The following is a 19,276-nucleotide window of genomic DNA, read 5'->3' on the forward strand; positions in this document are numbered from 1 at the left end:
GGGTATGAACTTCGAATTTTCAGAAGAACAGAAACTTTTACGAAAAACAGTAAGGCAATTCGTTGATGCGGAAATTATCCCTTATATTGCCGATTGGGATGCGGGCGGCGGTTTTGATCCGAAATTATGGAAGCGACTTGCCGAGCTTGGTTTGATGGGCGTTTGTGTACCGGAAAAATACGGCGGAGCAGGAATGGACTATAATTCGCTCGCAATTGTATGCGAGGAGCTTGAGCGCGGGGATACGGCGTTTCGTACGGCCGTTTCCGTGCATACGGGCTTAAATAGTATGACGCTCATGCAATGGGGCACAGAGCAGCAGAAGGAGAAATATTTGCTGCCTCAGGCAAAGGGCGAGAAAATCGGCGCATTCGGTCTGACAGAACCTGGTGCCGGCTCGGATGTAGCGGCGGTGAGTTCATTTGCGAAACGTGATGGGGACCACTATATTTTGAACGGTCAAAAAACGTGGATTTCTTTATGTGATATCGCAGATCATTTCCTTGTATTTGCCTATACAGATAAGGAAAAAGCACATCACGGTATTTCCGCTTTTATCGTTGAGCGTGAATGGGCTGGTTTTAGCTCAAAGGCGATTAAGGGCAAATACGGTATTCGCGCAGGAAATACAGGTGAACTGTTCTTTGAAGATGTCAAAATTCCGGTAGAAAACTTGCTTGGGGAAGAAGGAGAAGGTTTTAAAATTGCAATGTCCGCACTCGATAACGGCCGTTTTACTGTTGCTGCAGGGGCTGTCGGCTTAATACAGGCGTGTATCGAAGCGAGCGTCAAGTACTGCAAAGAACGCGAAACATTCGGCAAACCGATCGGTGAACATCAACTGGTCGGTCAAATGCTCGCAAAAATGGAAGCCGGCTATGAAATGAGTCGTCTGCTCGTGTATCGCGCAGGAGAGCTGAAAAATAAAGGCGTACGCAACACGAGGGAAACATCGCTCGCCAAATGGCAGGCGTGTGACTTTGCGAATAAAGCGGCAGATGATGCGGTTCAAATCCACGGGGCATACGGTTATTCCGATGAATATCCGGTAGCCCGCTATTTACGGAATTCCAAAGCACCGGTCATTTATGAAGGGACACGCGAAATTCATACAATGATGCAGGCAGATTATGTGCTTGGCAAACGTGCAGATAAGAAGTTACGCTGTATGCTGCCAAGCTGGCCGTTTGAATAATTTGATGAGGCGAAAGGTTGTAGTGACCTTTCGCTTTTTTGTATTGCAAGCGGGGGACTGGTGATTCGGTTATTTTGGATGAGGCTTGGCGGACATGTAGCTGGAGTTGGCGAATATGTATAGTGAAATGACGAATAAGGAAAAGAAGTTGACGAATAAGTAAGTCTAAGTGGCGAAAACCATCTAGAAACTGGCTAATACATTAAGGTGTCGTTATATTTTGGGAATTCATGTTAATATTGACTTATATAACTAAACAGAGTGAAGGAGGAGAGATTAAAATGGCAATAATTCGTACAATGCATGCTGAAGATATTCCACAAGTTCAGGATGTGGCGAAAAAATCTTGGAATGCAACATATGAGGGGATTATTCCTGTGGAGATCCAAGAAAAGTTCCTAAAGATGGCCTACAATGCTGAACGGATGAAACAGCGAATGGAACGTTCTTTTCTTTTTGTAGCTGAAATCGAAAGTAATATTATAGGGTTCGCGAATTTTTCTCCTGTTAATGAAGAAGGGAAAGCTGAATTAGGGGCTATTTACCTTTATCCGGAATACCAGGGAAAAGGGGTTGGCTCGGCTTTATTGCAAAAAGGAATTAATGAGCTGAACGGCATAAAAGAAATATATATAAATGTTGAAAAGGACAATAAAATTGGCAAGAGCTTTTATGACGCAAAAGGCTTTCAAGTATTGAAAGAGTTCGATGATCAATTTGAGGGCCATACGTTAAAAACAGTGCGAATGGTATTAAATGTGTAGCTTTGTCAGTAAAATCAAGGGGGAGAATTTAATATGAATACTGAAGTTCAAAACCTTTACACTAAACTAATTGATGCCTGGAATAGACGTGATGCCAAAGGGATGTCTGATCAATTTGCCGATCAGGGAGTCCCAATTGGATTTGATGGCAGTAAGTTAATTGGCAAAGAAGAAATTTTGGCGCATCTTACGCCTATTTTTTTAGATCATCCAACAGCTCCTTTTATAACGAAAGTAAAAGAGATACGGTCACTTGGAATAGATACAGCAATTTTATATGCGATTGCGGGAATGATTCCTCCCGGAAAATCGGATATTGAGCCTGCCGTAAACGCCCATCAAACACTGGTCGCGGTGAAAATGAACAACAGCTGGCAAGTGGAGCTATTTCAAAATACTCCGGCACAGTTTCATGGAAGACCGGAATTAGTGGAGGAAATGACGGAAGAATTAAGGCAGTTGCTTTAGTTTCAGTGGAGAGTGATAGGAATGGTAAGCTGGAAAAATAGTAAGGGAGTGCTGGGTGCGGTCGTTTTATGTGGTGTAGTTTGGTTTGCCCACCCGGCACAAGACAGGGTAAACGAGTTGGAAGAACAAATAAGTTTGCAATATACATACGCAAATCCTCTATTGAGAGATACGGTTAAAGCTCTGCTTGAATACGACTTTAGTGAACCTTTAACTGATGAAAATGAAGAGGATTTCAATAGACTTGCTAAAGAGTTTAGAGATGTAACGGATCTGTTTTTCAGTGGAGGTACAGTACATTACGAATGGCAAGACAGATTGGATGATACGAAGTTCTATCTTATGGATTATGCGAGTGGTTCACCGCTTTCGGAGGAGGAGGTTGCAGATTTGTACCAAGTACTGAAGGCTACCCGGTATATTTGTATGGATTTTAGGGATTATGATAATCGTAGTGACTTTTATAACGCAATGCATTCAGAGAATCACGAAATGGTGGAACAAGTGGAAAAACGATTAGCCTGGAAATATAAAAATCAGGGGGAATAACTTTGAAAATAGGCGATATCATTACATTTGAACGTACATTTACAACTAAAGACGTATTTACAGAAGTTTCTTGTGATGAAGGTGTTCATCATATTACACCGGATGAACAGGGAAGGCTTGTAATTCAGGGATTGCTTACAGCGACGTTGCCGACGAAAATTGGCGGGGATGCCAATGTATTGGCTCGGACAATGAATTTTGAATTTATAAGACCTGTTTTTACCGGGGATACAATCAAATGCGAAGTGGAAATTCAGAGTTTTGAATGGGCGGAAAGTAAGAAAAGAACATCAATTGGTACAACGTTCACCTGCAAAAATCAGGATGGAAAAGAAGTATTAAAGGGCAGTTTTGCGGGCGTTATTCTTTAGATTTTTCATACATGCACCAGCCCCTCAAAATAACGTCTTGCAGGAGCTGAGCAGGTGCTATGGTTTCTAATGTTAAAGTGAAAAGCCGAGCCAATTATATAATGGCGCTTTGAAATATTTAATAATGACCCCAACAATTTTGCCGGTAAAGTATGCGGCAATAAGTGTACCGATGCCAATTGAACCGAATGTTTGGATAAACAGTAAACAGATCAGGGCAGAAATGGTTATGTTAACGAGGTCGCTTATCGTTTTAGCTTTACCGAACGGTTTCTTCAATTTTTCACCGACAATCGGAATTAGTGCATCATAAGACGCGAGAGGCAAACGTGCGTTTACATATAAAAAGACACCGAGTGCAATGATGAACAGGCTAATTACTAAATAAACAATTTTTAATGTCCAGTTTGTCGCGTCTGGTAAAAAGATACCGAGTGCTAATGTCGCATCAATAAATACACTAACAAGCACTGAACTTATGAGTTGAAGCAAATAATTCTTTGCTTCAAATTTCCCTGACAGCAAAAATTGAACGGCAATAAAGACGAGATTTGATAAAAATACGGCAGTCCCTACAGAAATGGACGTAATGAGCGCAATTGCATAACCGAGCGAGGACACGGGTGAGACTCCTAAATCGGCCTTAATTGAAAAGGTTACGCCAATGCCAAGCAAAAATGTACCTAGTATGTAAATAAAAATACGTTTTGTGATTTGATTCATAAATACCTCCAATGCTAATTAATTTAGTCTATCATGTTTTACTTATATGAAATAATATATAAAATTTTATAATGGTATAATAAATTTGTTATAAAAGGAGGACGAAAATGGATCATCAGCACTTACAGTATTATGTTGAAATTGTGAAGCACGGCAGTATTTCAAAGGCGGCCGAAAAACTACATATCGCACAGCCACAGCTAAGTCAGCTGCTGAGAAAGCTGGAGGATGATTTAGGTACTGTCCTCATCGAACGTTACCGGAAGAAATGGGATTTAACGGAGGCGGGGAAGCTGTTTTATGACTACGCGATCACGACGTTAAATAATTTCAGCTTTATGGCGAACCAAATTAACGAGTTAGAGAACGGGGCTACAGGAACGATTCGCATCGGTGTTGCTACATCGTGTGTACACTTGTTTATCGATTATTACGCAGCATTTTTAGAAAAATTTCCAAATGTGAAAGTACTGTTGACAACTAGCCCTTCTGAAAATATTCGAAAACAATTAGAAAAACGGGCAGTTGATATCGCATTCATGCTAAAGCCGCAAAATGTAACGCTCTATGATTATAAAGTTTTACGTGAACAAAATTGTGTAGCCGTTGTGCCGAAAAGCTGGAACTGGGGCAATGAGGTGAACGTGCGCCAATTCCATGGACACCCATTTATTGCTCTTGGTGAAATGAAGGACTTTTATTTAACTCATGAGCTACAGCATCATTTTTCTGCACAAAAAATTAAGCCGCAAACAATTATGGAGTGTAAAGATATTGCAGTCGCAATCCGAATGGTGGAAAAGGGGCTTGGTGCAACGATTGTACCGAATATGCACCTATTTTCGAGTGAATCAGAAGAGGTAGATTACATTCCACTTGCAGATTTTGATTATGCAATGTTTCCGGTGCTGCTGAGATTGAAAGATGCAAGCTTTAATAAAATAACGGAGCGTCTTTGGGCATTTATAGAGTGAAAAGGGTGAGCTTAGTATACTGAGCTTGCTCTTTTTTTATGAAGCAAATTTGCCATTCGAAGTTATAAATAAGCTAAAAGAGCGAATGCTAAATGAAATATAAATGACTAAAAGAAGTGTAGGTTATGATTCTATATACGGATAAAGAATAGGTTATATTAACCGAATTTTAATATTCCAGTATATTTATTTGGATAAAATAATTATATATGGAATAATTTTATTATTCTAGAGATTAAAGGAGCTACAGGAGATGAAAAAACATAGATACTTATTTTTGGCGATGTTCTCAAGTTTGATGCTTGCTGCATGCGCGGAAGAAAAAAGTGAAGAAAAAGAAGTAATTACAACAAGTGCTAATCAGAGTGACTGGTCTTATGAGGAATCGACTGGACCTGAACACTGGGGGAAACTTGATCCCAAAAATTTAACATGTGTGAATGGAAGCGAACAATCGCCGATTAATGTTGAAATTCCTGAAGTAAAAGCAGATGAAAATTTAAAAGGGAATGAGATTCACTATGAACCAACACCGTTTACATTAGAAAATAATGGCCATACGATACAAGCGAATGCGGTAACAGAAAGCAATCACATTATTATTGAAAATAATGAGTACAAGCTTTCACAATTTCATTTCCATACACCAAGCGAGCACCAGTTTAACGGTCAAAACTATGATATGGAACTTCATCTAGTACATAGTGACGAGAATGGAAAGCTGGCTGTTATTGGATTGATGATTCAAGAAGGAAATGAAAACAAACTGCTTGCTTCAATGTGGAATGAATTACCGACAGATAAAACGGCAAAAGGTGATTCCGAAAAGCATGTAATTGACTTACAGGCTCTACTGCCTGAAAATGAAACGACTTTCCAATACTCCGGTTCATTAACGACACCGCCTTGTACCGAAGAAGTACAGTGGATTGTTTTTGAACAGCCGATTGAAATGTCAAAAGCACAAATAAAAGCATTCCAGCAAATTTTTCCGGATAACCACCGTCCTGTTCAGCCGATAAATGAACGGGAAATTAATAAAAGTGGGGAATAATTTGAATGTGCAGGAAAGTGCCGATCTTTTCCTGTACATCCAAATTCAACACCTGTATGACTTGCTTATTCGTTGATTTCTCAATATAACAGTTGTAGTTTCTTCTATTATATATATCAATACTTTACAACACCGTTTTCTTGATTGTAGGCAATCTCTTTTTTTTCTCGCCAACGGTAAAATAGTTTCATTAAAGGCATGATTATAATAAAAATAAATAGTAGCCTAAAGGTTTGGAACATTGAAACAAGCGAGACCGCAGCATTAACAGCATCGGCTAATAACACCATTTGATCCAGACCGCCTGGAGCCGTACTTAGGAAGCTTGTGGCAAATGTCGTATCCAATGCCAATGACATTAAGAAACTTGATCCGAATGTTAGCGCAATTAGTGCCAATGCACTGAAAATACCGCCTGCGAGTACACGTACTGGCAGCTTTATCATGTGTGGCTTGAGCATTAAACCAATATGCGCACCAATAAGAAGCTGAGCAACATCCATAACAATACCTGGTACTTGTGGCATGGCAAGTGGTGTAGTGAGCTGCAGTGTAATTAGTAATATAATAGGTGTAATAAAAAATGCAACGGGTAAATGGACGCGTTTCATTAAATGGGAACATGCCCAAGCCAGCGCAATTAACAATATTAAACTGATTGTCAGCGTAGCATCTGTGGAAGGTTTACTTATTACCTGACCAGCAACGATAAATGGAACAAATACAACAACTAATAATAGCCGGATTACTTGAAAATATGAAATTACGCCGATTTCCTGAACCTTTTCCTCTTCAGCAAATATGACAATCTGACCTAAACCTCCCGGGATAGCGCCCAGAATTGCAGCTTTTATCGGGATTTTTGCCCATCTGCTTGTTAAATAAGCAATCCCGATTGAGCCGCCTATTAAAATAACGTTTAACAGCAACATATAAAATATAATAGAACCTATCATGCCGAACAGATTAGTGTTAAATTGTACACCGATCACGGTACCTACAATGACGACACCTGCATCGCGCATTTGACCAGACCATTTGAGCGGCCCTTTATAAATGAATTGTGCTAGCATGACGATAACGATCGGGCCGAGCATCCATGGAATAGGGATGTGTAGCAGGTTAAAAATATAACCCCCGATTAAAGATAAAATTAATACCTTTAGCATTGCCTTCAACAGTAACACCCCTTTCTATAGAAGTATGCATAGCTATGATTATGAGTAAGAAACCACCAGCTTTCATTATTATGAATACTGGTGGTACAGTTATTATGATTTCGCTAATTCTTTTACTTGTGCCTCACGGTCAACATCGTCGCGACGGCGGTCTCCCCAATATGCGGAACCGTTTTTAAGGTATTCTTCATAAGTCCATTTTACTGGCTCCCAGTCCGGTTCGAAGATTAAGTAGCCGTTTGTAAAGATTTCGAGGCGTAAACCGCTTCCTGGGTCTTTAACGTAAATATACATTGCCTGTGAAATCCCATGTTTTCCTGGACCTACGAATTGTACGTCAGATTCGCATAAAATGTCGGCAGCGCGCAGCAAGTCTTGAGCATTATCTAACCAGTAGGCTATATGGTGCATTTCATTTGGCTCTTTTGAGCGTGGGGTAGACATAACTGCAACGTCATGAACTAAGTTTGTCACCGATAACCAGCTTGCAACTTGCACATCATCCGGATTGACGAAATATTCGCGCAAATTAAAGCCTAAAGCTTCTTTTAAATATTGCACAATTTCAGCATTGTCATGAGAAGTTTGCAAATTTACGTGATCGATTCGACGTGGAGAAACCCCTTTAGCCCATGATTTATACGTTTGGTTTTTAAGTACGGATTTTCGTGATTCATCCGCAGGCGTCTTTTCCATATCATAGTAAAGTTCAAAACGGTGGCCACTTGGTAGTTCAAAGCGGATGGCTTCACCTTGTGCAACTTCTTCACCGGCTTTTATCCAGCGTACTTCAGTACCTGCATCTTCTAATAACTGGGCAAATGTTGCTACATCCTCGCGTCGTTTTGTGCGCCAGCCGATATGGTCGATATAAGATGTCTCACCGGCAGTAATTGACAATGTATGGTGTTCGAAATCGCCCCAAGCCCGCAAATAGTGTACACCATCTACAACTTCTGTTTCTTCCAAGCCGATTGTGTCACGGAAGAACCATAAAGATTTTTCAAGGTCTTCTGATACTAAAGCAACATGCCCTAATTTTGCGATTTCCGGTGCGTAAAGAAATTTTTCCATTTATATTCACCTCATAAGATATTTGTTTTTTAAAAGGGTAATCTGAATCTTTTCTTTTTCAATCCTGCCTATTAGCCTTGAATGTTTGTATGAACACCGAATAGGTGTCTGCCGTAACCTAAAATTCCATCTTCATAAAGAGAAGTAATGTGGGTCGCAATCGCCATCAAGTCACGAGTGAATAGCTCTACAGGATGACCTTTTAATAACGCATGACCGCCTAATGTAAGCAATGACTTTACACCGATCTGTGTACATTTATCGATAACTTTTGCACGGATCGCTTTATATTTGGCCCCTTCGTAGGAACCGCCTTTATCCGTCTGCATCATATTGATATATTCATTTAATAGTGTTTTGGCAGAAAGTAATTCAAGCTTCAGCTCTGAAAGCACACGTTGGCTCGTAGGGGACTCTTTTTCGTTTACACCAGAAAAGCGTACGCGTCCCGCTGTATGTTTTTCGAATTCATCAAGCACACGCTCGGCACCACCGACAGCCATCGCTGCAAAACCAACATAGAATCCAGGGTAGAAAGGTGTATTGTAGTATAAATAATTCTGGTCAAAATCTTCATATGGCGGCTGGCTGTTTTCGATTATTTTGCTGAAACGTAAAATGGCATCAGGTTTTACAAAAATGTTATCGACGATTAACGTGTTGCTGCCCGATCCACGAAGTCCAAGTGAATCCCACGTTTTTACAACTTCCAAATCAGAAACTTTCAGTAAAATCCCTACACGTTCTGGTTTTTCACTGTCATCAAATTTCATCATTGCACCAATGCCCACCCAATCACAATAGTTGATACCGCTTACAAAATTATACTTGCCGGAAACGAGATAACCGCCTTCTGTCTTTTCAACTTTGCCGATTGGGGCAAATACGTCCGCTACAAAACCGCCCTGATTGATGACTTCATCACGGATATGTTTAGGGTAGTAGCACACCCAAGCGTTATGAGCCGAGAAAAAGTACGTTAACCATGCAGCTGAAAGATTGTGGTAACCAACTGTACTTACCATATCAACGAATGTGCGCCAATCAAGCTGTGGGTAGCCAAACTCTTTAGGTAAAATTAAACGGTGGATTTCCTCCTCCCGGATAATATCAGCTATACGGGGAGAAATTGTCGAGTTGTGATCTGCTTCAATTGCTTCCAGCTCTGCAGCTTCACCAATACGCTTTGCTTTTTGCATTATTTCTTCATAAAGATCTTTATTTTCAACTACTGTAACCATTTAATCAGTCCTTTCAAAGATAGTTTATTGGGCTGTAACCTTTTGTCCTGTTTCAACTGCTAAAAAATCTGTGACCAGTTTGTTAACGATTTCCGGCTGGTCAGTTTGTGCCTGGTGACCGCAGTTTTCGATATATACGAATTTAATGCTAGGCAATAGTTTTTCAAGTTTATAACCTGTCTCAACTGGTGCAACAGCATCCTGGTTCCCCCAGATAAATAAGCCAGGAATTTTTAATTTTGGTAATGAATCTTTAATGCAGTAGCGATCCCAAAGTTTCGGTTCCTCATTCATTCTTGCCAAGTATGCATCAAATGCTTGATTGGATTCTCTTACGCCTGGGCGTGTTGCGGCTTGATGACGCAGTTGAATCAACTCTTCCGGAATGACTGTGTCTTCATTCGAGTTACGATACATAAATTTGCGTAATGATTCTTCCGTGTAATCGTAACCAATTACTTCCAGGAACGAACGGAGCTTTCTTTCAGGTACTTCTTGCATCGCCTGATAAATGGTATTGCTGCCGATATAAACTACTTTATTTACTTTTTCGGGATGGTCGATTGCATATTTGGCTGCAACGTAAGCACCTTGTGAGTTACCGACAAGTGATACTTCATCCAGACATAGGGCTTCAATAAAATCATGTACATGATCTACTAAACTTTGATGTCCGTTTACTGGCCATGCATGAGGGCGTACATCTGTGAAACCCATTGATAATTGATCGATTGCATATGCGCGGAAACCTGCTTTTGCCAGAGCCGGCAGCATAAAGCGCCATCCAGCCGCGCCACAAGCTCCAGGTCCTGCCCCGTGTAGTAATATCACTGCCGGTCCTTCTGTTCCGGCCCAGGAATAATGTGTACGTACACCATTTGCTAATACGTAACTATTATGAAATCCTTCAAAAATTGTCATTGTTTTACCCCCTTGTGCTGATAAGTAGTTATTTTCTGCTTTGAGTATACCTGTTAAAAATTTTAAAAGTCATAGCGATTTTTATTGAATGAATAGTAAGAATCTTTAAAATTTATTGAAAAACAAAGTTTATTTTTGTAATATGAGGAATAGAAAATCAAAGGGGATGTGAATTTAATGAGTGAAATTGCATTCGATTCTAGTAAAACAAAAGATATTTTAATGTCGGCAAATGCCTTCCACACATTAAAAAACAATTTAGTAAACAATATAGGGTCCCATAAAACGAAAGGCTTTTTATTCCGTTTCGGTAAAGAATTTGGGATGGAATCCGCAAAAAGTACCCTTCAGAATAAAGGTTCCAAAGATCTTGTCGGTAAAAGACATTCGCGCTTAGGTCATGTTAAAGATGTTATTTTCATGGGGGAAATTATAACTCATCCGGACGGCACAATTGAATGTAATAATACATGGGGACAATGGGTAGAATCATTTGAAGCAGCACTGCATCTTAAAAATTACGGTGTGGCAGATGAATGTGTCTGTCATATGCTGTGCGGTTTTGCAAGTGGTGCATTGACGTATGAATATGGTGAATCAATTATTGCTGTTGAATATAAGTGTATGGCAAAGGGGGATCCATGCTGTGAATTTAAAGTCCGTCTGGAACGTGACTGGATGGAAGAGGAAGAAGAACTGATCAACCTTTATCAAAATGATAATATTTTATCGGAGCTCGAAATGACGTATGATTCGCTTTTGCATCATAAACAGGTTCTTGAAAAAATATCAAAGTTTCACGGTCAACTTACGCAAAAAGTAACTGAAAAACATTCATTGAATGAAGTTATAGAGACTGCTTATGACTTGTTGAACATTCCGATTTTAATCGAAGATATTCACGGTAATCCTTTATCTGAAACAGGTTTTGAAGAAGAACAGAAACTCTTAATAAAAAATGATAAAGTGAAATTATCGGAGTTCGATAGTAAACACAATATTTCACAGTATAAAGGGGATCAATATTGGAAGCTGACAGCACCCGTTCTGATAAATAAAAGAAACTATGCTACTTGTTCACTTTTTTACTTTGGTGAAAATCATATAGAGGAAAATGACCATTTATTTTTAGAACGTATTTCCACAGTAGTGGCATTATGCATTTTATACGAAGAAGCGCAGTTTGAAGAACAGCAACGGATGCGCAGTTCGTTATTGGAACGCTTAATCCATAACCGTAATATTAAGGATATTGAATCTTACTATAAATTTTTACCCTTTAAATTTCAGCCGCCATTTTCAACAGGGATCATTAGTGTAAAAAAGAAAAAGAAAAACAATGAGATTATTGATATTCACGATCAGCTTACACAGCTGTCGATGCTGGCAAAAGAATGGGACTTGCCCTGTATTTTTGCAGTACTTGGAGAAGATATTGCAATCCTCAATTCGCTAAGTAGTGACAAGCAAGGATGGGAAAAGAAAATAACAAAAATATTCAATAAAATGGAAAAACAGAACAGTGAGTATAAATACTCAATAGGTCTCAGCAGGACATTCAGTAATTTTAAAGATTTTGAAGGCTCTTTGCAGGAAGCACGTACAGCGCAGCGCTTCCCAAACCAAAAGCTACTAACGACATACGAGCATTTAGGAATGCTTGGAGATATTGTAAAACATATGAGTATTGAGCAGTTACATGAAATGGCGAAAAAGACATTGAAAGAGTTGTATAACTTCAAGGATTCCCGCAAGAAAGAATTATTGCATACACTTTACGTTTATTTATTAAACAGTCAGCGCTTAAAAGAAACGATGGATGAATTGGCATTATCGATTGGCGGTATTCAATATCGTATAAAGCAAATCGAGGATCAACTGCAAATTTCTCTGAAAAATGCCTCAACTGCAGCCTATACTTTATTAGTCATTCAGGCTTTAATACTATCAGATTCCTTAAATTTTGAAGAATTTGAACGTTAAAGATAAGAATTTATTTGGTAACTGCGCATAAAAAAGACTGTAAATGAAACTCATTTTTGAGCTTCTTTACAGTCTTTTTCTATGTGATCAATCTAGTATACTTTATTAATCGATAGCGACTTCCAATTTTGCCTGTTCTTCAGCCATTCTGCTTTCATTTTCTTTTTCGGTAGCTGTAATTTTTAATTTACGTGTAGCTAGCAGTATGATTGCAGTTGCAACATATAAGCTGACGATAACAATTACCCCTGCATTGAAGCCTGAGCGGACATCATCTCCTGCAATTGTAATTAAGTAACCCGTTATCCATGGTCCGATGATTCCTGCCATACTAGAGATGGACAATGAAATACCAGTTATAGATCCTACTAAGTTTTTCGGAATGATTAGTGTTTTAATCGCGGCATTCAACGGCAGTAAGCTTGTATTCATTATTAAACCAATGCCTAAGAAAACACATGCTAAAATAGGAGATGATACAATTGTTGTCATCGCGTAGGAAGCTGCACCGACAATTAATACGGTAACTAATACACGGTCATATGATTTAATGAGACTTTTATTTCTCTTAAATAAAAAGTCTGTAAATTTACCTGCGCAAATTGCAAATATTGTCCCGGTAATACCCATACCGGCAAATATTAGACTCATATCTTTCGGCTCAAGGCCGACAATCTGAGTCAGGTAAGTAGGTGCCCATGTAAGCACCCAAGTAGTAATCCACATCGATACGAAACCTACCACTAAAATTGATAGTACATAAGGATTAATGAATACTTTTAAAATATGCTTGAAAGGCACTTCTTTGTTTGAAGCCAGCGATTTAACATCTTCTACTAGTGGTTGCTTTGGTTCGTCTCTCATAAAGAAGAAGAAAATGGCCCATATTAAGCTTGCTACCCCTAACAATGCGAATGTATGTTGCCAGCCAAAGTTTGTAATCCCCATAACTAACAGTGGAGCAGCTAAATAAGTACCAACCGTTGTACCGGAAGTCATAATGGCAGTAGCGAGCCCCCGTTGTGAACTATTAAACCACCGTGCAAGATGGACGAGACACATACTAAGCGTACTACCTTCAAAGAAACCTAAAACAACACGCAGAATAATTAATTGCGTCAATGTTTCTACAAAATAAGCACTTGCTAATGAAACCGTCCATCCAACTGCAATCATCATTAGAAGGTATTTCGAATTGAAGCGATACGTTAATGTTCCTAAAACAATACTTCCGATAGCATATGCAGCAAAGAAACTGCTTCCGACTAATCCAAACTGGTCGTAAGTTAAATTCAGTTCGGACATTATTGGCTCTGCAGCTAATCCTAGAACAGATTTATCCGTATAGTTTAAAACAGAAAGTAAGAATAAAAATCCTAATACAACCCAACGCATGTGAAAATCCCCCTTGTATTGTCTTATTTTCCATCACCTTGTTAACAGACAAAACACTAGTAAGTTCGATAAACTGCTAGGACAATTTCCCACCTCCATTCGCCCTCATACTAAACTGAAAATGGGGCTATTTTCTTCTTTCCGGTAAATACGAGACAAGTGATAGCGTTTACAAAATACTTTAAATGCTTGTACCTTCTACAAAATTTCCAGGCATTTTTTTATGTGCCTAATAGAAAAATTCGAATCCGAACCTTTCATGAAAAGAATTCTATGTGAAAAAAAATAGTTTTACAAGATAAAAAAATGTTGCTTAAATGTATTTTCGAGAAAATATAAAACAAAATTTAGAGAAAAAAGAATAATAATTTCCAGGTTGATGAACTAATCAAATACTGATAAAGCTGAAATTTTAATAAAAATTATTTATAAATTACACAACTGAGGTAACATGTAATTTTTATTGTTTTTATCAGAATTTTCAATAAAAAACGTAATGATAATTTTAAGTGGACTCCTTTATGATTGAATTAATCAGTTATGGATGGAGGAATGGAGATGGATGATCGTCTATTTAGAGATGCAATGGGGAAGTTTGCTACAGGAGTAACAGTTTTACTGACAGAAAATGAGGGAGAAATTCATGGTATGACAGCGAACGGTTTCATGTCAGTTTCATTGAGCCCAAAGCTTGTTGTAATTTCAATTGGTGAAAAGGCAAAATTTTTGGAGAAAGTATCACAATCGAAAAAATATACAGTAAATATATTAGCAGAAGATCAAGAGCACTATTCACGCCACTTCGCCGGCAGACCGGGGGATGCAGTGGAATTTGAAACATTAGCTGAACAACCGGTATTGAAAGGGGCTATTGCTCAACTCACATGTGAAGTTGTATCGGAACATGTTGAGGGGGATCATACATTATTCATCGGTAAAGTAGTAGATTTACGCCTTGAAGAAAAAGATCCTTTATTATTCTTTGGAGGCAAGTACCGCAAACTAACTGAATTGGAAACGGTAGAGTCATAAAGGGGGAGTAACCTATGAATATACAAACAATGGCTAATGCATTGGCAGAGGCGGAACATACAAAACAGCCAATTGCACCATTAACTGAAACATACGGAAATATTACTGTTGCTGATGCGTATTCAGTACAATTATCACAAATCCGCAAAAAGGTTGACGCCGGCGCGAAAATAGAAGGACTGAAAATCGGTCTGACAAGTAAGGCGATGCAGGAAATGTTAAATGTCTATACGCCGGATTACGGTTTTATTCTGGACACGATGCTGTATGATGAATTCGAAGGTTTATCTACTGACTTATTTATTCAACCAAAAGTAGAGTTTGAGATTGCTTTTATTTTAAATAAAGAATTAAAAGGGCCGAATGTGACGGTGCAGGATGTAATTGATGCAACGGCTTATGTCGTACCGGCAATAGAAGTAATCGATAGCCGTATTGCAGACTGGAAAATAAAATTTGAAGATACAGTAGCAGACAATGGTTCATCGGCAGGTGCAATTTTAGGGAAAAAACGAACTTTGCTTAAAGATATAGAGGATATTGCAAATATACGAATGGTTGTAAAGAAAAACGGAGAGTTGTTAGATGAAGCGACAAGTTCGGCTGTATTAGGGAATCCGCTCAATGCAGTTGTATGGTTGGCAAATGAACTGAGTGAATATGACATTTCTGTTAAGCCGGGCATGTTTGTTTTATCAGGAGCTTTGTCGAAAGCGGTTCCTTTCGAAGCAGGCGATGAATTCGAGGCTGATTTTGGAGTGCTTGGAAAAGTAAACGCTGTCATTTCGAAGGAAGTGGTGAAAAAATGAAAAAACTTAAAGTAGGGATTCTGGGATCCGGAAATATCGGAACAGATTTGATGTATAAAATTGAGCGCAGTCCATTATTGGAAATGAGTGTTATGGTAGGGATCGATCCGGAATCTGATGGATTAAAACGTGCGGAAAAACGCGGCTATAATATTATTTCAAATGGAATTGAAGGGTTAATGGAACGCCTTGAATTAGTCGATATCGTATATGATGCAACAAGTGCCTATGCCCATAAGCATAATAGCGATTTATTGACGGCGAAAGGCAAGAAAGTGATCGATTTGACACCAGCTGCAATCGGACCATTTACTGTTCCTCCAGTAAATTTAAAAGAACATATCGAAAAACCAAATGTGAATATGGTCACTTGCGGCGGTCAAGCAACTATTCCGATAATTCATGCGATCAGCCGTATTGTGCCGGTAGACTATGCAGAAATTGTCGCAACGATTGCGAGTCTTTCTGCAGGTCCAGGTACAAGAGCAAATATTGATGAATTCACAAGTACAACATCAAAAGCAATCGAAGTAGTTGGAGGCGCAAAAAGAGGGAAAGCCATTATCATATTAAACCCTGCAGAACCGCCGATTATTATGCGTGATGCAATTCATGTTTTAGTAGAAAAAGAAGGCCACGAAGAAGCAATTCAAAAATCGATTTTGGAAATGGTAAAGGAAGTACAGTCTTATGTACCGGGATATACATTAAAAGCATCACCAATTTTTGAAGGCAAAAAAGTATCTGTATTTGTTGAAGTAAATGGTGCAGCTGACTATTTGCCTGCATACGCTGGAAATCTGGATATTATGACGGCAGCCGCAGTCCAAGTCGGCAATGAAATCGCACGTCACCATTTACAACTTGAAAAGGAGGTCATCTTATGACCTTAAATATATTAGATGTATCATTACGAGATGGAAGCCATTCGGTACGTCACTCATTTACGGAAGAACAGGTCCGGGCTGCTGCAAAAGGTTTAAATGCAGCAGGTGTACGCTATTTTGAGGTATCACACGGAGATGGTTTGGGAGGATCTTCTTTACAATACGGTTTGTCTGCAACAGATGAACTGAAGCTTATTGAAGTTGCTGTTTCAGAGTGTACGACATCTGAAGTTGCCGTGTTGTTGATACCTGGAATCGGTACAAAAAAAGATTTAGAAAATGCATCGAAATTAGGAGCGAAAATGGTTCGTGTAGCAACTCATGTAACCGAAGCAGATGTAGCGGCACAACATATCGAACTAGCGCGGAACCTAGGATTGAAAACTGCCGGATTTTTAATGATGAGCCATATGGCAAGTGTTGAAAAAGTTGTAGAGCAAGCAAAGTTATTTGAAAGCTATGGAGCAGAAATTGTGTATGTAACGGATTCTGCAGGAGCGATGTTACCTAATGATGTAACGGAAAAAATTAAGGCTCTTAAGCAAAATTTACAGTGTGATATTGGTTTTCATGCCCATAATAATCTATCGATGGCAATGGCGAACACAGTTGCAGCGGTAGAAGCTGGAGCGACTTATATTGATGGAAGTATGCGAGCTTTAGGTGCTGGTGCCGGCAATACGCAAACAGAAGTGATGGTAGCGGTTTTAGAACGACTAGGCTATGAAACTGGTATTGATTTGTATAAATTAATGGATTTAGCAAATGATGTAATTGCACCGCTCATGCAGCAATCCCAAGAAATAACGAGCAGCAGTTTAACTTTAGGATATGCAGGTGTTTATTCAAGCTTCCTGTTACATGCACAAAAAGCCGCAAAACAATTCGGTGTCGATGAGCGGGATCTTTTAATGAGAATTGGACAAATGAAAGCAGTCGGTGGTCAAGAAGATTTAATTTATGAAGTAGCACAAAATCTAACAAGATAAGAAAAAGGAGAGGATCGCATGAAGGTAGTCTATGTGAATGCTAATAACTTACAAGAGATTAAACAATCAGCTCCCCATGTTGCAATGGCACTTGGTTATTTTGATGGTGTGCACTTAGGACACCAAAAAGTAATACAAACAGCTAAAGAAAAAGCAAATGCACAGAATTTATCATTGGCGGTTCTCTCATTTTTTCCGCATCCTAAAAGTGTGATATTTTCTGACGTAGAAGTTTCCTATCTGGAACCACTAGATCAAAAGATTGAAAAACTTAAAAATCTTGAAGTAGACATTTTTTATATTGTAGAGTTTACAAAGAAATTAGCAAAAGTAGAAGCTAACGATTTCTTAAATGATTATATTATAGGTTTAAATGCAAAAGAGATTATTTGCGGTTTTGACTACACATATGGAACAAAAGCCAGTGGTACGGTTGAAACATTAGCAGTTTATGCGGCCGAACAACAAGTAGGACTGACTGTTGTAGAAGAACTGAAATGGAATAATCAAAAAATCAGTTCATCTTTAATACGAAAGCACTTAAAAGAACGAAAACTTAGAGAACTGCCCAGCCTTTTGGGCGACTTTTATCAAACTAAGTATTGTAAAAAGAATGGTTTATTACCGAATTATTCTCTGCCTGATATAGGTAATTATAAAGTATTGATTGAAGATAGCCATTCTTATATTGAATGTGTCGCAACGGTAAAGTGTAAAAAATATATTCAGATTCACCATGAAATATCGACATTGCCGAATTTATTAACAATACAGTGGATTGATCAATTCAGTTCTGTACCGAGCTGATTCTTCCACCCTATATAATAGAAGGAATCCATATTTTAATATTTGCCTATATAATTGGAAAACTCCGCAAGAAGAGGGTCCTGTCTAAATATTTAGACAGGACCCTCGTTCATTTATTTAAGCATTGTCGTTTTTAGAAATTCTTTTGTTCGCTCTTCTTGCGGATTGTTGAAAAATTGATCAGGGTCACCGCGCTCGATAATTTCCCCATCATGCATATACACAATCCAGTCAGCCACTTCTCTAGCGAAGCCCATTTCATGGGTAACAACAACCATCGTCATTCCTTCTTGAGCTAATTCCTTCATCGTTGTTAAAACCTCGCCGACAAGCTCTGGATCAAGTGCTGATGTCGGTTCATCAAAAAGCATGATATCAGGTTCCATGGCAAGTGCTCTGGCAATCGCTACTCGTTGCTTTTGCCCCCCGGATAGTTTATTCGGGTAAACATCGGCCTTATCTTCCAAGCCAACTTTTACAAGGAGTTGTTTGGCTTTTGAAATAGCTTCTTTTTTGTCGATGCCTTTAACCATTACCGGAGCTTCAATAATATTTTCCAAAACAGTTTTGTGGGGGAATAAATTGAAATGCTGAAATACCATTCCTACCTTTTCCCGTATGTTGTTAAGGTTATCGTTTTTAGGATCGACTTCTTTGCCTCCTATAATAATGCTACCGCTATCTTTTCTTTCTAAAAAGTTAAGACAGCGAAGGAGCGTACTTTTTCCTGAACCACTCGATCCTATTAAACAAACAACATCACTTTCGAAAACGGTCATATCGATATTTTTTAATACATGTAAGTCTCCAAAAGACTTATTCAATTGATTAACTTTAATCATTTCTCTTGCTTCCATTGTTT

General features: G+C 38.8%; 20 protein-coding genes. 13 read left to right on the forward strand and 7 right to left on the reverse strand.

Going from position 1 to position 19,276, the window contains the following annotated elements; translation table 11 throughout:
- The first annotated feature begins 4 nt into the window (after positions 1-4).
- From MKY27_RS01680 to MKY27_RS01700, 5 genes are all read left to right on the forward strand, one after another.
- Complete coding sequence (locus MKY27_RS01680) at positions 5-1,195, forward strand: acyl-CoA dehydrogenase family protein (RefSeq protein WP_339197205.1); 1,191 nt, start codon at positions 5-7, stop codon at positions 1,193-1,195.
- Between the two features lie 281 nt (positions 1,196-1,476).
- Positions 1,477-1,959 (forward strand): GNAT family N-acetyltransferase, encoded by a 483-nt coding sequence (locus tag MKY27_RS01685; RefSeq protein WP_339197208.1) that lies wholly within the window; start codon positions 1,477-1,479, stop codon positions 1,957-1,959.
- A 33-nt stretch (positions 1,960-1,992) separates the two neighbouring features.
- A complete protein-coding gene (locus tag MKY27_RS01690) occupies positions 1,993-2,427 on the forward strand; it encodes an SgcJ/EcaC family oxidoreductase (RefSeq protein ID WP_339197209.1) in 435 nt (144 codons plus the stop codon).
- Positions 2,428-2,448: 21 nt separating this feature from the next.
- Positions 2,449-2,976: a hypothetical protein gene (locus tag MKY27_RS01695; RefSeq protein ID WP_339197211.1), complete on the forward strand. Its 528-nt coding sequence runs from the start codon at positions 2,449-2,451 to the stop codon at positions 2,974-2,976.
- Positions 2,973-3,347: an enoyl-CoA hydratase gene (locus MKY27_RS01700; protein WP_339199577.1), complete on the forward strand. Its 375-nt coding sequence runs from the start codon at positions 2,973-2,975 to the stop codon at positions 3,345-3,347. The genes MKY27_RS01695 and MKY27_RS01700 overlap by 4 nt, the downstream gene beginning before the upstream one ends.
- Positions 3,348-3,419: 72 nt before the next feature.
- On the opposite strand, the gene MKY27_RS01705 is transcribed toward MKY27_RS01700, so the two are convergent.
- Positions 3,420-4,070 carry a DUF6198 family protein gene (locus tag MKY27_RS01705; protein ID WP_339197213.1) on the reverse strand — a complete coding sequence of 217 codons (651 nt, stop codon included), beginning with the start codon at positions 4,068-4,070 and terminating at the stop codon, positions 3,420-3,422.
- A 107-nt stretch (positions 4,071-4,177) separates the two neighbouring features.
- On the opposite strand from MKY27_RS01705, the gene MKY27_RS01710 reads away from it, so the two are divergent.
- A complete protein-coding gene (locus MKY27_RS01710) occupies positions 4,178-5,044 on the forward strand; it encodes a LysR family transcriptional regulator (protein ID WP_339197215.1) in 867 nt (288 codons plus the stop codon).
- Between the two features lie 253 nt (positions 5,045-5,297).
- Entirely contained in the window at positions 5,298-6,098 is an 801-nt protein-coding gene (locus tag MKY27_RS01715; protein WP_339197216.1) for a carbonic anhydrase family protein, read from the forward strand.
- Between the two features lie 116 nt (positions 6,099-6,214).
- Here MKY27_RS01715 and MKY27_RS01720 read toward each other — a convergent pair whose 3' ends face one another.
- The 4 genes from MKY27_RS01720 to MKY27_RS01735 all read right to left on the reverse strand — a co-directional run bounded on the left by MKY27_RS01720 (position 6,215) and on the right by MKY27_RS01735 (position 10,512).
- Positions 6,215-7,267: an AbrB family transcriptional regulator gene (locus tag MKY27_RS01720; RefSeq protein ID WP_339199580.1), complete on the reverse strand. Its 1,053-nt coding sequence runs from the start codon at positions 7,265-7,267 to the stop codon at positions 6,215-6,217.
- 102 nt (positions 7,268-7,369) lie between these two features.
- Complete coding sequence (locus tag MKY27_RS01725; protein WP_339197219.1) at positions 7,370-8,350, reverse strand: VOC family protein; 981 nt, start codon at positions 8,348-8,350, stop codon at positions 7,370-7,372.
- Between the two features lie 71 nt (positions 8,351-8,421).
- The gene (locus MKY27_RS01730) at positions 8,422-9,591 is read right to left on the reverse strand and encodes an acyl-CoA dehydrogenase family protein (protein WP_339197222.1); all 1,170 of its coding nucleotides are present in this window, start codon (positions 9,589-9,591) and stop codon (positions 8,422-8,424) included.
- A gap of 24 nt (positions 9,592-9,615) precedes the next feature.
- Positions 9,616-10,512 carry an alpha/beta hydrolase gene (locus MKY27_RS01735; RefSeq protein ID WP_339197225.1) on the reverse strand — a complete coding sequence of 299 codons (897 nt, stop codon included), beginning with the start codon at positions 10,510-10,512 and terminating at the stop codon, positions 9,616-9,618.
- 177 nt (positions 10,513-10,689) lie between these two features.
- Here MKY27_RS01735 and MKY27_RS01740 point away from each other — a divergent pair, with 177 nt between their 5' ends.
- Entirely contained in the window at positions 10,690-12,495 is a 1,806-nt protein-coding gene (locus tag MKY27_RS01740; protein WP_339197228.1) for a V4R domain-containing protein, read from the forward strand.
- Between the two features lie 105 nt (positions 12,496-12,600).
- Here MKY27_RS01740 and MKY27_RS01745 read toward each other — a convergent pair whose 3' ends face one another.
- On the reverse strand, positions 12,601-13,890 hold the full coding sequence (locus MKY27_RS01745) for an MFS transporter (RefSeq protein ID WP_339197230.1): 1,290 nt from the start codon (positions 13,888-13,890) through the stop codon (positions 12,601-12,603).
- Between the two features lie 558 nt (positions 13,891-14,448).
- Between MKY27_RS01745 and MKY27_RS01750 the strand changes: the two genes are divergently transcribed.
- The 5 genes from MKY27_RS01750 to MKY27_RS01770 are packed head-to-tail and all read left to right on the forward strand — an operon-like array spanning position 14,449 to position 18,414.
- The gene (locus MKY27_RS01750) at positions 14,449-14,922 is read left to right on the forward strand and encodes a flavin reductase family protein (RefSeq protein WP_339197233.1); all 474 of its coding nucleotides are present in this window, start codon (positions 14,449-14,451) and stop codon (positions 14,920-14,922) included.
- Positions 14,923-14,936: 14 nt separating this feature from the next.
- Positions 14,937-15,731 carry a 2-keto-4-pentenoate hydratase gene (locus MKY27_RS01755; RefSeq protein WP_339197236.1) on the forward strand — a complete coding sequence of 265 codons (795 nt, stop codon included), beginning with the start codon at positions 14,937-14,939 and terminating at the stop codon, positions 15,729-15,731.
- Positions 15,728-16,618, forward strand: a complete 891-nt coding sequence (locus MKY27_RS01760; protein WP_339197239.1) for an acetaldehyde dehydrogenase (acetylating) — start codon at positions 15,728-15,730, stop codon at positions 16,616-16,618. Before MKY27_RS01755 ends, MKY27_RS01760 begins: the two co-directional genes overlap by 4 nt.
- Positions 16,615-17,607: a 4-hydroxy-2-oxovalerate aldolase gene (gene dmpG, locus MKY27_RS01765; RefSeq protein WP_339197242.1), complete on the forward strand. Its 993-nt coding sequence runs from the start codon at positions 16,615-16,617 to the stop codon at positions 17,605-17,607. Before MKY27_RS01760 ends, dmpG begins: the two co-directional genes overlap by 4 nt.
- A gap of 18 nt (positions 17,608-17,625) precedes the next feature.
- Positions 17,626-18,414 carry an FAD synthetase family protein gene (locus tag MKY27_RS01770; RefSeq protein ID WP_339197245.1) on the forward strand — a complete coding sequence of 263 codons (789 nt, stop codon included), beginning with the start codon at positions 17,626-17,628 and terminating at the stop codon, positions 18,412-18,414.
- Between the two features lie 113 nt (positions 18,415-18,527).
- Here the strand turns inward: MKY27_RS01770 and MKY27_RS01775 are convergent, their stop codons facing one another.
- A complete protein-coding gene (locus MKY27_RS01775; protein ID WP_339197247.1) occupies positions 18,528-19,271 on the reverse strand; it encodes an amino acid ABC transporter ATP-binding protein in 744 nt (247 codons plus the stop codon).
- Between the last annotated feature and the right edge of the window lie 5 nt (positions 19,272-19,276).

This window comes from Solibacillus sp. FSL R5-0449, from assembly GCF_037975215.1.
Lineage (GTDB): Bacteria > Bacillota > Bacilli > Bacillales_A > Planococcaceae > Solibacillus.